Genomic DNA, 13,570 nt, shown 5'->3' on the forward strand with positions numbered 1-13,570 from the left:
CTCGCGCTTGACCGCGCGAGAGCGGCCCCGACGCTGTGACGATCACCAAGTCAGTCGAGCTCGGCTCCGGAGTTGGCTTCGCCGCTCTTGGACGCGTCGGCCTCCCCCGTCCGGTCCACCTGGATCCGACCCTCCGGCGCCTTCCCCGACGCCCCGCTGTTGGCGCGGCCACCGCGACCGGCCATGGCCTGCCCGGTGTTCGACGCCCACACATCGGTCTGGGGCGGGAGGACCGGGAGCGCCGCCCACACCGCGACTCCGACCGCGTCCAGCGCCGCCAGGGCCGACGGACCGACACGGCGCTCGCGATCTTGTCCGTGGCGTCCCATCGCATCGCCACCAGGACCACCGCCACGGCCGCCACCACTGCGGCTGTCACCACCGCGGCCGCCACCGCCACGGCCGCCACGACCAGCACCCACCGGCGCGGCGTACAAGGGCCAGCGGCCGCCCCAGCCCAGCAGCCAGTCTGCACGTGCAGATACTTTACGTAGTCACATATTAACGTTCTGTGGATTATGTGCTTCTATGAGACCTAAACGCATCGGTAATTTCTCCCGAGAAGCTGCGCCGGTGGAGGATTGTCATCCCGCAGGGGAAAATCCATACATGCACATGCATCTGCATCTGCGCGGCAGCTCGCGAACCGCCATAATCTAGGGCGGCGACGGACGAGCACCGCCGAAACGGCGATCCGTCCTGACGCCAGCCCGAGCCTGCCACTAGATCAACAGACGAAAGGGGCAGTTCCCGCCTTACCTGTCCGGACATTGATGTCGCCGAGGTCGACCGAGCGCCGCACGCTTTCTCCGATCTCGATCCATCGGACCGAAATGAGAAAGAAGTGAGCATCACCCTGCGCATCGCGCTCTGCTTAACCATCGACATGCTTCTCTCGCTGGTGATCGCGCTCATCGCCTTCATCGTGGCGAGAGAGAATGGAGTGCCGATGGTCGGAGCCCTTGGATGGAGCGGGGGTACATTCATCGCGACAGCCACCCTCGTCACCACGATCATGAACCACACAGGGGCATTCGACCGAGCCCAGAAGAGCCCTTAGCGGGCGATCGATTCGCCCAGCCGTCTCGCTCCAGCCGCTTCACGGCTCAGTTAGGGAGACCCGCCTCCGCGCGCGGGGTGGGCCACCGGGCGTCCGATAGCCCACCGCGTCGGGGCGGCTTTACCAGGCAGCCGGTGGCCCACCCAGCTATGTCGGGTAACGGGGAGCCGGTGGCCCGCCCACCCCCGGGGCGTGGGTTACAGGGCGGCCGCCAGCTTCTTGAGGATGGCGGCTCGGGCCGGGGTGAGGGAGCGGCTGATGACAGCGGCGTTCACCTGCGTGACATACGCGTGGATGGCGGCGGCCTTGGCCGCGGCGTCGCCCATCTCCTCGACGCCGCCGAGCGCGCCGAGGACGGTCGCTGCTCCCGGTGGCCATAGTGCGGCCGTCGGGAGTGAAGGCCACGGCGTTGACGGCATCGATGTGCCCGGTCATCGGCCCGCCCAGCGGCCGATGTGAGGCGACGTCCCACAACCGGACGGTCTTGTGGTGTACGAGCGTGCCCCGGAGGGGGTCGCGCAGCACGGCAACCATGGCATTGCGGGCAGCCTGACTCTCGTGAACCCGCCAGCCCGCCACCGCCAGCAGGGCCATGGTGCCGGGTCGGTCCTGCTGACGTTCTGGCTCTCCGTACCCAATCGCCGGGAAACCGCCAGGGCGTCGAGGAAGCGCCGAGGAGGGCCCGGCAGGGGGTAACGGCCCGGGTTCTGATGCCGGTCACGTGGGCGTTCCCGCCATCGTGATCAAGGTTGGGAAACGCCCACGTTCACGGCTCCTATTGCGCCGGCGTGCCGTACACGCTGACCTCGGTGAGGTGGAAGGACAGGTTGGCGGTGTTGTGGGTGCCGATCACCCGGACGTATCGGGCCTTCGCCTCGGTGGTCATCGTGTCTCCGGCGTCGGTCGCGGCCTTGGGGCCACGACGGCCGCCGAGGGTGTACCAGGTGACGCCGTCGAGGCTGCCCTCCAGCCGGTACTCGTAGTAGCGCCCGCCTCCGACATAGTTGCGGACGTTGACGCGTGAGATGTCGTTGGCCGTCCCCAGGTCGACCTTCCACCAGGTGGTGTCCCAGGTCATCTGGCTGGCGAAGTACGGCGAGTTGGCCCGGTTGCCGTCGTTCACGTACTCGGGGCCTCGGTTCGCCTCCCAGCTCAGCGCCGTGACCGGTTTGCGGAGGCTCTGCAGCGTGTCCCCCGCGCCGTCGCGGGCGGTCGACGGGGCCGACGCGGGATCGGTCAGCACGGCGGTCGCCTGCTGGCCGGTGTCTCGGTTGGCCGCGCTGACGAACAGGCCGGCGTCGAGCGTGGCGCCGGTGCCCGGGACGCGGGCCGACCCGATCACCGACCAGTTCTTGCCGTCGCTGCTGCACGAGCCGGTGAGCCGGTCGCCGGACTTTCCGACGCGCACGCGTACGGGCGGGGTGAACCCACCCACTTCGGTGTACGAGTCGAGCTGCCCGTTGCCGTCGGAATCCCAGCTGAACACGCAGCCGTGACCGGGAGTGACGGCGATGTTCGCGTACCCGGTGGCCCCGGGGGTGGCCAGATCGTCGCTCACCACCAACCCTGACCGGGTCCACTCCGACGCGCCGTCCTGGCGCAGCACCGTGCTGGTGAGCTGCTGCCCGTCGGCCAGGGCGTCCGCGCGGTAGGCGGTGGCGAGCTCGTTGGTCTCCTTCCAGAGGTCCGCGCCGCTCGCCGCGATCGCGATCCCGTCGCTGGTGGGAGCGAACTCGGCCGGGGTGTTGCTCATCGTCTTGTACGACGCCGGCGCGGCTCCGGCGATCAGCAGGCGGGTCGAGGCCGTGTCCCGCCGGGCGACGTCGCCGGAGTCCCAGGAGGCGATGACGTCCAGCGCCGGAGTGCCGCCTGGGGCCTCACCTGCGGGAACGGTCACCGTCCAGGTCGCGGTGAGCTTGTCACGCGGAGCGACGTGGTCGGCGCTGATCGGGGAGGTCGCCTGCACCTGGTATCCGTCCGGGGCGTCGAGCTGGAGCGTCACCCGGTCGGTGGGCCGCGACGTGTTGTCGTTGGTGAACACGGCGGTGACCTGTACGGTCCCACCCGGCTTGACGCCCTTACGGTCGACCCCGATGGTCACCGCGCCGTCGGGCAGTGCGGCCACGGTGCTCGCTTCGGCGTAGGCGTCGCCGCGTGGCTCGGAGGCGAGCTGGGTGCCGGCTTTGGCCCAGTCCTTGGCGACGGCCATCCAGTCGATCTTCTCGGGGTAATCCTTGCCCGAGCGCAGCGTGGTCTTCAGGCCGTCGAAGAACATCTGCCAGCGCTTCACGTAGTACTGCCCGACGAGACCGTTCATCTCCCTGCGAGCGTAGTCCTGCAGACGGGCGTCGGCGGACCAGATCGTGACCAGCGACTTGAGGTTGTAGTCGAGCGTCGCCGCCTCGGCCGGCGTGGCGGCCTGCCGGCGGGCTTCCTTCTGCCACGCCCCGAGCAGAAAGTTCTCGTCCGTGCCCAGCAGCCGGTCCATCTGCCGCATCTGGTCCATCCACTGGCCGGTGAGGCGCTCGAAGCGTTCGAGATCCTTGGCCCGGTAGGCGGCGCGGATCTTGGGCAGCTGCAGCCGGCTGTGGTTGGCCAGCACCTGCCGCGCGACGTCGACGAGGTCGTAGCGGTAGGCGCCGGAGCCGCGCAGGCCCTTGTCGATCTGGAGCAGCTCGTCGAGCGCCTTGTCGAAGGTGGCGATGTCGTACTGCAGCGGGTAGCCGGTGTTCGCCAGGCCGGGCTCGTCGTCGTACAGGCCGGTGACGTGCCGGGAGTCGGCGCCGGCGGGCCAGCTGTAGACGGTGTCGAGGAGGATCTGCCAGGCCGCCTTGGCGTGCGGATCCTCGCCGCCGTACCGGGCGGTGGCGTAGTCGGCGAACCACTGCCGCATGTCGACCGGGCTGTCCTGCCACGGCAGGTCGGCGAAGAACGCGACCGCGGCCGGGTTGTTGTCGATGGCCTCCGGCATCAGCGCGATGCCGTTCATCGCCGTGCCGGGCTTGTCGCGCCAAGCGTGGAACTTCTGGTTCCACAGCGTCAGCCGGGCGCCGAGGTTGAAGTGACCGCCGAAGTTCCAGATGGTGCCGAACGCGTACCCGGTGCCGAGAAAGTCCTTGTCCCGGTCGGTGATGCCGGGTTCCTCGCTGATGCCGTCGACGATGAACATCTTGGTCCGGTCGATGGCCTGAAGTGTCGCCGGCAGCGGGTTGCTCTGCCATCCCAGGATCGTCCAGAGCGCCTTGGGATGGGCGGTGTTCAATGCCCGCTGTACCGCTTGTGACGCCTGTGCGACGTTGACCGTTCCGGCCGTGCCACCCTCGTGCAGCAGGTCCATCTTGTACATCGTGCTGTTACCGAACAGTTCGGTCTGCACCCGGTAGAACGTGGCCGCGACACGCGCGAAGACCGCGTTGGTCGGGTCGAGCCAGTGCGGGCGTTCGAGCTGGTTCCAGGTGCCCTGCGGGACCGTGTTGGCTCCCGGGTTGCGGGCCTTGAAGTCGGTCGGCACGGTGCCGAAGTAGCCGGGCAGCACCGGGACCATCCCCAGGGAACGCAGGTGGTCGGCCATCTTGCGGCCGAGGTCGACCCGTTGGTCGATGAGTTGCTGGGAGATCGGGCCGTCGGTGCAGCACATGTTCTGCAGCAGCCACCAGGACTGGTGGCCCGGCTGCGGGATCCACGCGCGCATCTGCTGGTCGGAGTAGCCGAACTTCATGAAGGTACGCTGGTAGACCGCCTCCTGGCCCTCGTAGACCAGCACCTCGTTGATGCCGTGCAGCGCGAGGACATCGATCCGCCGCTGCCACTCCGGCCAGCTCAGATACGCGCCCGCATAGCCCTGGTTGGTGTCGTTGAGTGCGAAGCGGTGATCCACCGAGGAGTCTCTGGCGATGGGTGCCGCGGGCAACGGGAGGTGCTCGGGCAGGTCGACCTGGGAGCCGTTGATCGCGATGTCGGCGTGGGCCACCTGGCGCAGGTAGTAGCCGAAGCCGGTCAGCTGAACCGCGGGCGTCGTGCCGGCGACGACGAGGCGGCCGTTGGAACCGTACACCTGGAACCGGTCTCGGCCCGTGCCCTTGACGATCGTGAGCAGAGTGACCTGCTTGGCGCGCGATGTCCCGATCAGCCGTTCGAGGGCCTGCGCCGCGGGGCCGCCGAACCCGGCAACCGTGTCGGCCGCCGCCTCGGGTGGGGAGACGAACGGCACGGTGAGCATCGTGAGCAGGACGGCGGCGAGTGCCGTCAGGAGCGTTCGCCATCGGCGCGGTAAGGGGCTGTGGGGTTCGCCGGAACGGATCATCGGGCGGCCACCTCCGAGGGGGGCGACTAAGGGGCCTACTATAGAGAAAGTTATGTAAAGACTTTTCGTAACGTCTTTGCGAAATATACTCAGCCGCAGGCGACCAGAGGTCAAGATCTCATGCCGGATATTCACGAACCGGACAGCAAGGGGCGCGGATGACGGAGGAGCGGCCGGCGGGCACACCCGTGCTGCGGAGGATGAACCGGGCCGCGGTGCTCGACGCGGTCCGACGGCGCGCACCTGAGCCTGTACGGCTGGCCGAACTCAGCCAGTTGACCGAGCTCACCCGCCCGACCGTTGCCCAAGCCGTGGAGGATCTGCTGGCCGCCGGCTGGCTACGGCAGCACGCGCCGCAGCCGGCCACTGTGGGCAGACCGGCGACGCGGTTCTCCCTGAACGGCCGGGCGGCACCCGTGCTCGGCCTGGACGTCGGCCCGCACACCGTGACGGCGGGGATCGCCGACCTGGCCGGTGAGCGCCTCGCGGTGATTCGCCGGACGGTCGGCCGGCGCAGCGCTCGGCACCTGCTCGAAGCCGTCGACGAGGCGACGGATGAAGCGCTGGCGACGGCCGGCCTGGCCGCCGAGCAGATCGCGGCGGTGACCGCGGCGACCCCGGGCATCGTCGAGGAGACCACCGGCCGGGTGCTGTTCGTGCCGAGTGTGCCGGGCTGGTCGGAGATCGACCTCGCCGGCCGCCTGCGGGCTCGTTTCAGGTGCGCGGTCACGGTGGAGAACGACGCGAACCTGGCCGCGCTGGCGGCGGCCCACCAGCGCACCGGCGCGGGCACCCTGCTCGCGGTTCAGTGGGGCGAGCGGCTCGGTGCCGGTGTCGTCATCGACGGACGGCTGCATCGGGGCGCGGGCCAGGCCGGTGAGATCGGCTTCATTCGCCCTGTCGACAACCGTCCCGACGCGCACCTTCCCAACGCTGACCCTCCTGACGCCGACCCTCCTGACGCCGACCCTCCTGACGCCGATGCTCCCGACGCCGACCTTCCCGACGCGGCCGGGGACGGTCGTGGGCCGCTGGAGCGCGCGATCGGCGCCGAGGCGATCGTCAATCTCGCCCGCCGCCGCGCCGCCGCGCATCCGGAGTCCAGGCTCGCCCGTGCGACGGACGCGGCCGCCGTCTTCGCGGCCGCCGCCGGGGGCGACCCGCTCGCCGCCGAGGTCGTCGACCGGGTCGCCGCCGTCTTCGCCGAGGCGATCGCGCCTGTGGTCCTTGTCCTGTCCCCACATGTGATCGTGATCGGTGGGGGCATCGCCCGGGCCGGCGCGGTCCTGCTGGACGCGATCGCCCGGCACCTCGAAGACCTGACCCTCACCCCGCCTGGCGTGGAACTGTCGGAGCTGGCCGAGGGCACTGTGCTCACCGGCGCGATCCAGATGGCCCTGGACGAGGTGTGGCGCGACACCCTGACCGTCTGCTGACCGAGGGTCTTCTGTGGCGACGAGGACGTTGACGGCCGAGGCCGCGGCGAGCGATCCGCGCACCACCCTGGAATGGTGCGCTTCGGGATCTTGGGTCCGCTGGAAGTGTGGGCGGCGACGAGGTGCCATCGGCGCGATCTGCCGCGTATCTCATTCCAGAAGAGCCAGGTGGATGCCCTGCAATTCCGGGGAGGGATCAGCGCCCAGGCACTCGATGAGGCGGGATCTGAGCTGCGTCGGAAGGCCGAAGCGGGACTGCCGGCGATCCGTCGCTCTCGCGATTCACGAGATCGGGATGTCGGGCACCGTGCCGATGCCCTCCGCCTCCAGAGTGATCGAACGCGCCGAGTCGGCGGGCGCGGGGAAGTAGACGTAGCTCCTGTTGACCTCGCCCTTGTCCAGGGACAGCACGGAGTTCTCCACGAACACGGTGCTCATCTTCAGCGGGAGGTACCGCGCCTGTGTCGCCGGGTCGAGCAGGCTGAACGTGCCGTAGTCGGAGCCTGAGGAGAACGCGTGCGACCCGCCGCTGAACGGTCCGGGCACCGGGATGAACGTCTCCGAGCTCTCCAGCGCGACATCGAAGGCCGCCACCAGGTAGGCGCCGTCGCAGTAGAACGGGTGAACGTCGACCCGCAGCCGGTTGTTGAAGCGCTTCACGCTCAACGAGCCCACCACCGGACCCGCGTCGGCGCGGAACGGGGCGGGGCTGTGGACCGAACCTCGCACCTTGTCCGCTGATGGGCCGGTCGTGGTGGTCGTGCCGGGCAGGTCCTGCTTGATCTGGTAGGAGATCTCGACGCGGCGGTTGCGGGCGCGGCCTTCGGGGTTGTCGCTGCCGTCCTTCTTGGTGTTGTCGGCGATCGGCTCGCTCTCGCCCTTGCCTGTGGCCTTGTAGACGTACGCGTCGCCGAGCTTGCCGGCGAGGTAGCGGCGCACCGCCTCCGCCCGCTTCATCGAGAGGTCCTGGTTGTAGGCGGGCTCGCCCTTGCTGTCGGTGTGCCCTTCGATGAGGATCGGCGGCTTGGCCGGGTCGGCCCGCACGCGCGTCTCCTCGACCACCTCGTCCAGCACGGTGGCCGCCTTGTCCGACAGATCCGCCTTGTCGAAGCGGAACAGCACGTCCGTGCGCAGCCCGATCGTCTCCTGGGTGCCCTGCTGCTCGGTCGTCTTCTGCGGGGTCTCGACCAGCTCGTTCACGTCGGAGACCCCTGACCAGATCTTGCCCGACGGCGGCACCACGGGCCACTGGAACGTCGAGCCGGGAGCGGACGTGTCCGTGTCGTCGCGCTGCCTGGCGACGGGCGGGGCCGCGCCGCCGGTGACCGGAACACCGGTGAACGGGGCCAGGGCCATGTCCGGCACGATCGAGACCTGCCGGACCCCGGCCGGCAAAGGCGGGAAGTACACCTCGACGGGATAGCGCACGCCGACTTGGAAGTCGTCGGGGTAGTTCTCCGTCGTGGCCGTGCCGTGGCGAGTGCCGAACGCCCTGCCCTCGGCGTCGTTCTCCCGCAGCGTGAAGTAGACCTTCCTGCCGACCGGGTCGAACAGCCGGAACTTGCCGAAGCTCACGCTCTGCGTGGGTAACCCGTCGTAGCCGAAGTCCCCACTGCGGGAGCCACCCTCGCCGGTGGCCGTGATCTCCATCTTGAGCACGGTGAGGTCGCGGTTGGTCTCAAGCGCTTTGACGTCCACCTTGAAGGGGTTGGAGCCGTACAGGCCGACCAGCCCTTCCCGTACGAGGCCCCCGGCAGGAGTCGCGTTCGCCGACGGCGAGACCGGCGGGGACGCGGTTTGCCGCGTGGGCGTGGTCGCAGTCCCGCTTCCGGCGTTCTGGGCGGGCGTTTCGCACGCGCAGAGCATCGCGGCCGCGAGCAGGAGGGCCGTCGTACGGAGGCGCACATCCATATGAATCTCCGCCAGGCGATCAAGATCGGTCAGCTGTAGGGATCCTACGCGCGCCTCGCGTTCTCGTTCGCCTCATTGCCGGGGTTTCAGTAGACATGTGTCATTCGAAGAACTTGAGGCTGTACCCGATGTCAGTGTTGGGGCCGGGCACGTTCGCCCGCCGGTAGGTGGTCTTGCTCCACCAGACGGCCGTGCCGGTGTACCAGTACCGGTTGGACCACTCGTACGGCGTGCCCTTGGCCACAGCGTGGTACATGGTCGGGAACCGGTTGCCGGACGGCGGGCTGGTGGCGATGTCGCCGCGCTCCAGCACGAACGTGTGGTGGCCCGGGCCGTCCACGTGCAGCGTCGGGGTCCAGCCGTCCATCATGTACGCCGCGTACGAGCCGAACAGGCACCCGTTGCTCTTGTACCAGTCCCACACGTTCGTCGGATCACCACCGGAGCGCAGCCGCAGATCGGCGAGGCAGTACTTGCTGCTCCAGCTGCCGTTCGCAGAGTACACGATGTGCAACTGCCCGTTCGGGTCGAGGATCGGCTCGGGAGCCTCGTTGATGAACGGGTTGCCGACGACCCGCTCCCACGGTTCGCGCGGCTGGGAGATGATGTAACGGCCGCCGGTGGCCGTGGTCGGGCCGCTCATCCGGGCGATGTAGAGGTTCTGCTCGACGTTGGTGTCGCCCGCCCAGCCGGACCACACGAACCAGCGCTGGCCGTTGAAGGTGAACGGCGTGCCGTCGATGGCCCACTTGTCGCCGGGCAGGGCGACCTTCGTCGCGGCGGAATAGCCGGAGTCGGCGGTGGCGGAGCTGATGTGGTACATCCGGTGGGCGGCGCTGCGGCCCGCCGAGAAGTAGATGTGGTACTCGCCGTTGTGGTGCACGATCTCGGGCGCCCACACCTCACCGAGGTTGCCGGTGTCCTTCCACACCTGGCGTGGGGGCGCGGCGGCGATCCCCTCGAGAGTGGTCGCCGTCCGTACGGCGACGCCGCCGTTCACCGACTTGGCCGCTACATAGAGGTCGCCGACCCGGATGACGCTGGGGTCGGCACCACCCAGGGTGGTGCGGCCGAGGGCTACGGACTTCTTGGCGGGTTCGGCGGCTGGTGCGGCGTTGGCGGGAGAGGCGGCGGTGCCGCCGACGGCGGTCAGGGCGAGGGCGATGACCACCGGTCGAAGAGCATGTCTACTCATGAGGCTCCTTTTACCCGCGGGCCGCCCAGACGAAGTCACCTGCGGCGAGATGTGGGGCGCGACCGGCTCGATCCCCGGCTACGAGACATTCGGTTCCGGCGCGGTGATCGACCAAGTGCTCCACTGCTGATCGCCGTGTATCGGCTCCTCCTGATCAGCGAGCCAGCAATGCGTCGATCTCGGCCATCTGAGCCGGGGCCAGCGGGCCACGCTCGAGGGCCGCCGCGTTCTCCTCCGCCTGAGCGATCGACTTGAATCCAGCTCCTCGACCCGGGTGACGACGCGGTCCGGCGGATGCGTGCCCTGTACGCGGAACGCGGGGCGGCCCTCGTCCGGGCGGCGCGTCAAGAGCTCGACGGCGTCCTGTCGGTGACACCCGCCCACGCGGGCCTGCACGTGGTTGGCTGGCTGCCCGAAGACATCGGTGATAGGCAGGCAGCCTTCCGGGCCGCGGCGTATGGCGTGGACGTGCAGCCCTTGTCCGCGCACGCCCAGGAACCGGCCAAACGTCCGGGGCTGCTCCTCGGCCACGCGGCGACGCCTGAGCCCTACATCGTCACCGCTGTCCACCGCCTCGCGGCATCCCTGACCGCGTCAGCCCGGGTCACGCAGTCACGAAGGTCAGCACACTTCGAGCGGGAAGCGTGACGGTGAAGGAACCGTTCGACACGCTGGTCGTACCCTGAGGTGCGACGTTCCTGCTCCCGTCGGTCAGCCAGGACGAGACTCTGGACGCGGTGCCGTTCGCCAGGGTGAATTGCTGGCTCACCGCAGAGGTCCCCTTGTTGATGGCGACGACGACCGTGGAGTCACCGCCCCGGTACGCCGAGACGTACACGTTCGACGCCGGGTTCGCCGTCGCCTCGATCCGCACGTATCCGGGGCGGACGAACCTGGCGAAATGCGCCATGTTAGCGCCGCGCTTGCTGATCTGGCCATCCTCCCGCATAGGGCCGTAGCTGCGCCGGATATACCACCAGATGTACGCCTGGAACTCGGCGTTCACCATGGCGCGGTGGATGTGCTCCCCCACATCGAGCGCCTGGGGCCAGAGGTCCGCCGAATCGGTGCTGTTGGGGTAATAGACCTCGGTCATCCAGAGTTCTTTGCCCGCACCCTTCTGCTTGAAGAGGGGATAGGGGAAGTTCGCGAACGAGGTGCCGTAGAGGTGCGCCCCGATGATGTCCACGTTGGCGAGCGCCGTGGGGTCGTTGAGGATCGGGTCCGACATGTTCTTGAGGTACTGGAAGGACTCGGGCGCGATGACCCTGGTGCTGATCGAGCCGGCGTTCTCCCGCAAGAACCGCACCATTTCGGTGGGGGTCCACCACGTCCAATCATGCGCGTAGTCGGGCTCGTTCTGCACTGATATGCCGTACAGGTTCACCCCGTTGTTCCGCATGAACGCGGTGAAGTCGTTCAGGTGCTGGGCATAGGCGCCGTACATGTCGTATCTGAGGCGTCTCGCGTTGGTCTGACTGCCACGGACGAAGGTCTCGACCATGCGGGCGGGGGGATTCCAGGGGGACGCGATGACGGTCGCCCCGAGTTCGATCGCGCGCCTCGCCGTCGCCAGGTCGCGGCTCCAGTCCGCCTGGTTCTCGGGGAGGGGGATCCTCAGCACGGAGAATCCCAGCCGGCCCTCGCCGGTGCCGAACGCCGCGTCCCGCTGGGCAGCCGTGAGGTCGCCGATCCAGGCCGTGTGGGTCATGCCGCCGAAGCCTCGGATCGTCTGCCGCCGTGCCGACGGATCGATGATCACCGCGGCGGCAGCCGTCGCAGCCGCGGCCGCCGAGGCCCCCGCGGCCGACGCCGCGACGGTGAGGACCGGCAGAGCCCCCATCGTCGCCAGGACGCTTCTCCGGCTCAGCGATCCTCGCTCGCCGCTGACAGACTCATTCCGCCCTTGCGCCATGTCTCCTCCTCTTGGCCATTTGCCGAGTCCGCTTGGCCATTTGCCGAGTCCGCGCATTTCCGGTCCCGTTGGCCCGGTCGGCGCCCGTTCTGCCGCACCATGGGAGCGCTCCCATTAACATGGCAACAATGCTCGACCAGGCAGAGTGGGGTTACGTTCTCATCGAGTCACTTCGATGAAGCTCACATAGGTCAGGTCATTGCCGGCAACCCTTCCGAGAGCGCCGATTGTTCGCGCTAACATCTCTTGCAGGAAGGTAAGTCCATGACTGCGACTCGTCAACCGTTCACATGGCAGAAACCTAATTAAGATCAACTAGCGGCGCGCCAGAGGGCGATGAGTGACGGTTGAACCCAGCGCCAGGTCGGTATATCGCCCCTGGTCATGCGGCTGGACCGCACCAAAGAGCGGGAATGCGGGCCCGCCGACCACCGCGATGCGCCGGCAACTCAACGGAGGCAAGAATGTGCTGGCACGGCCACGTCCTGAGCCGCAAATTAACTCTGAAGGCAGCGCAAGTTACCCGCTGCCAACGGGGCTATTTCTGTGAAACTTTCACCTGCGCAGGCAGTGCGGCTCGATCTTCCCGGAGGCGAAACTTCAGGAGGGAAGACGTTCCCGTGCCAACGCCTTGACGTTCACCGCAAAGGCGTATGCGGGTGTGGAGACCGACGCCTCAGGCCGCCTGTCGGCCCTCCGTAGCTAGACTGCCGCCATGACCATGGAGTCGTCTCCCCTCACCATCGCCCAGCTCGCGGAGCTGGCCGGAGTCTCCACCGCGACGGTCTCCAAGGTAGTGAACGGCCGGTCCGCGGTGTCGTCCGAAACCCGCGCCGCCGTGGAAAGGCTCATCCGCCAGCACGGCTATCGGCGGCAGCGCCGCCGATCCACCTCGATGGCCGTGGTGGAGCTGGTCTTCCACGCGTTGGAGGGCGACTATCCCGTCGAGATCACCAACGGCGTGGCGGAGGTGGCTCGTGAGCACGAGCTCATGGTGGGAATATCGGATCTCCGCCGCGACCACACCGCTGGAGACGCGTGGGTGGAGGGTGTGCTGCGACGCCGTCCGAGCGGAGTGATCGCCGTGTTCTCCGGTCTGACGGAAGCCCAGCACGAACAGCTCACCCGCCGCGAGATCCCGCTGGTCCTGCTGGATCCGGCCGACGCTCCCGGCAAGAACATCCCGTCGATCGGTGCGGGCAACTGGAACGGCGGGCTTTCGGCCACCCGCCATCTCCTGGAGCTCGGGCATCGCCGCATCGCCATCATCACCGGGCCGGACTCCGCGCTGTCCAGCCGGGCCCGTCTCGACGGCTACCGCACCGCTCTGGACATGGCCGGCGTGCCCGTCGACCAGCGGTTGGTCGCCCGTGGGGACTTTTTCATCGAGGGCGGTCTGGCAGCGGCGCAACGTCTGTTGCGCCTGCCCGACCGGCCGACCGCGATCTTCGCCACGAACGACGGTCAGGCCATCGGCGTCTACCATGCGGCTCATCAGCTCGGCCTGCGCATTCCGGACGATCTCAGCGTGATCGGCTTCGACGACATGCCTTCGGTACGGTGGGCCATCCCGCCGCTGACCACCATCCGCCAGCCCCTCAGACAGATGGCCTCCGCGGCCACCTCGATGGTGCTGAAGCTCGCCCATGGCGAGCCGCTGTCACACAGCCGCATCGAACTCGCCACTGAACTCGTCGTCCGCGACAGCACCGGCCCTCCCGCACGCCTGAGCTGACGCCTGGCCTCCGGG

At 68.4% G+C, this 13,570-nt stretch carries 11 protein-coding genes; 5 read left to right on the forward strand and 6 right to left on the reverse strand.

Annotated features, from left to right (window positions below; genetic code table 11):
* Nucleotides 1–50 precede the first annotated feature (50 nt).
* Nucleotides 51–329, reverse strand: coding sequence for a hypothetical protein (locus tag AB0B64_RS35430; protein ID WP_358182858.1), 279 nt, complete (start codon nt 327–329; stop codon nt 51–53).
* A gap of 515 nt (nt 330–844) precedes the next feature.
* On the opposite strand from AB0B64_RS35430, the gene AB0B64_RS35435 reads away from it, so the two are divergent.
* Complete coding sequence (locus AB0B64_RS35435) at nt 845–1,060, forward strand: hypothetical protein (protein ID WP_358182861.1); 216 nt, start codon at nt 845–847, stop codon at nt 1,058–1,060.
* A 147-nt stretch (nt 1,061–1,207) separates the two neighbouring features.
* Here AB0B64_RS35435 and AB0B64_RS35440 read toward each other — a convergent pair whose 3' ends face one another.
* Nucleotides 1,208–1,654: a hypothetical protein gene (locus tag AB0B64_RS35440; protein ID WP_358182864.1), complete on the reverse strand. Its 447-nt coding sequence runs from the start codon at nt 1,652–1,654 to the stop codon at nt 1,208–1,210.
* A gap of 181 nt (nt 1,655–1,835) precedes the next feature.
* A complete protein-coding gene (locus AB0B64_RS35445; RefSeq protein WP_358182868.1) occupies nt 1,836–5,363 on the reverse strand; it encodes an alpha-N-acetylglucosaminidase TIM-barrel domain-containing protein in 3,528 nt (1,175 codons plus the stop codon).
* 158 nt (nt 5,364–5,521) lie between these two features.
* Between AB0B64_RS35445 and AB0B64_RS35450 the strand changes: the two genes are divergently transcribed.
* Nucleotides 5,522–6,799 carry an ROK family transcriptional regulator gene (locus tag AB0B64_RS35450; RefSeq protein WP_358182871.1) on the forward strand — a complete coding sequence of 426 codons (1,278 nt, stop codon included), beginning with the start codon at nt 5,522–5,524 and terminating at the stop codon, nt 6,797–6,799.
* 282 nt (nt 6,800–7,081) lie between these two features.
* Here AB0B64_RS35450 and AB0B64_RS35455 read toward each other — a convergent pair whose 3' ends face one another.
* On the reverse strand, nt 7,082–8,710 hold the full coding sequence (locus tag AB0B64_RS35455) for an OmpA family protein (RefSeq protein WP_358182874.1): 1,629 nt from the start codon (nt 8,708–8,710) through the stop codon (nt 7,082–7,084).
* 100 nt (nt 8,711–8,810) lie between these two features.
* Nucleotides 8,811–9,905: a glycoside hydrolase family 43 protein gene (locus AB0B64_RS35460; protein ID WP_357951378.1), complete on the reverse strand. Its 1,095-nt coding sequence runs from the start codon at nt 9,903–9,905 to the stop codon at nt 8,811–8,813.
* On the opposite strand from AB0B64_RS35460, the gene AB0B64_RS35465 reads away from it, so the two are divergent.
* Complete coding sequence (locus AB0B64_RS35465) at nt 9,904–10,035, forward strand: hypothetical protein (protein WP_357951376.1); 132 nt, start codon at nt 9,904–9,906, stop codon at nt 10,033–10,035. The genes AB0B64_RS35460 and AB0B64_RS35465 overlap by 2 nt on opposite strands.
* A 164-nt stretch (nt 10,036–10,199) precedes the next feature.
* Nucleotides 10,200–10,553 (forward strand): hypothetical protein, encoded by a 354-nt coding sequence (locus AB0B64_RS35470; protein ID WP_357951374.1) that lies wholly within the window; start codon nt 10,200–10,202, stop codon nt 10,551–10,553.
* On the opposite strand, the gene AB0B64_RS35475 is transcribed toward AB0B64_RS35470, so the two are convergent.
* Complete coding sequence (locus tag AB0B64_RS35475) at nt 10,510–11,748, reverse strand: glycoside hydrolase family 30 beta sandwich domain-containing protein (RefSeq protein WP_358182877.1); 1,239 nt, start codon at nt 11,746–11,748, stop codon at nt 10,510–10,512. The genes AB0B64_RS35470 and AB0B64_RS35475 overlap by 44 nt on opposite strands.
* Nucleotides 11,749–12,535: 787 nt before the next feature.
* Between AB0B64_RS35475 and AB0B64_RS35480 the strand changes: the two genes are divergently transcribed.
* A complete protein-coding gene (locus AB0B64_RS35480) occupies nt 12,536–13,555 on the forward strand; it encodes a LacI family DNA-binding transcriptional regulator (RefSeq protein WP_358182880.1) in 1,020 nt (339 codons plus the stop codon).
* The last annotated feature ends 15 nt before the right edge of the window (nt 13,556–13,570 follow it).

This window comes from Nonomuraea sp. NPDC049129 (assembly GCF_040648495.1).
Lineage (GTDB): Bacteria > Actinomycetota > Actinomycetes > Streptosporangiales > Streptosporangiaceae > Nonomuraea.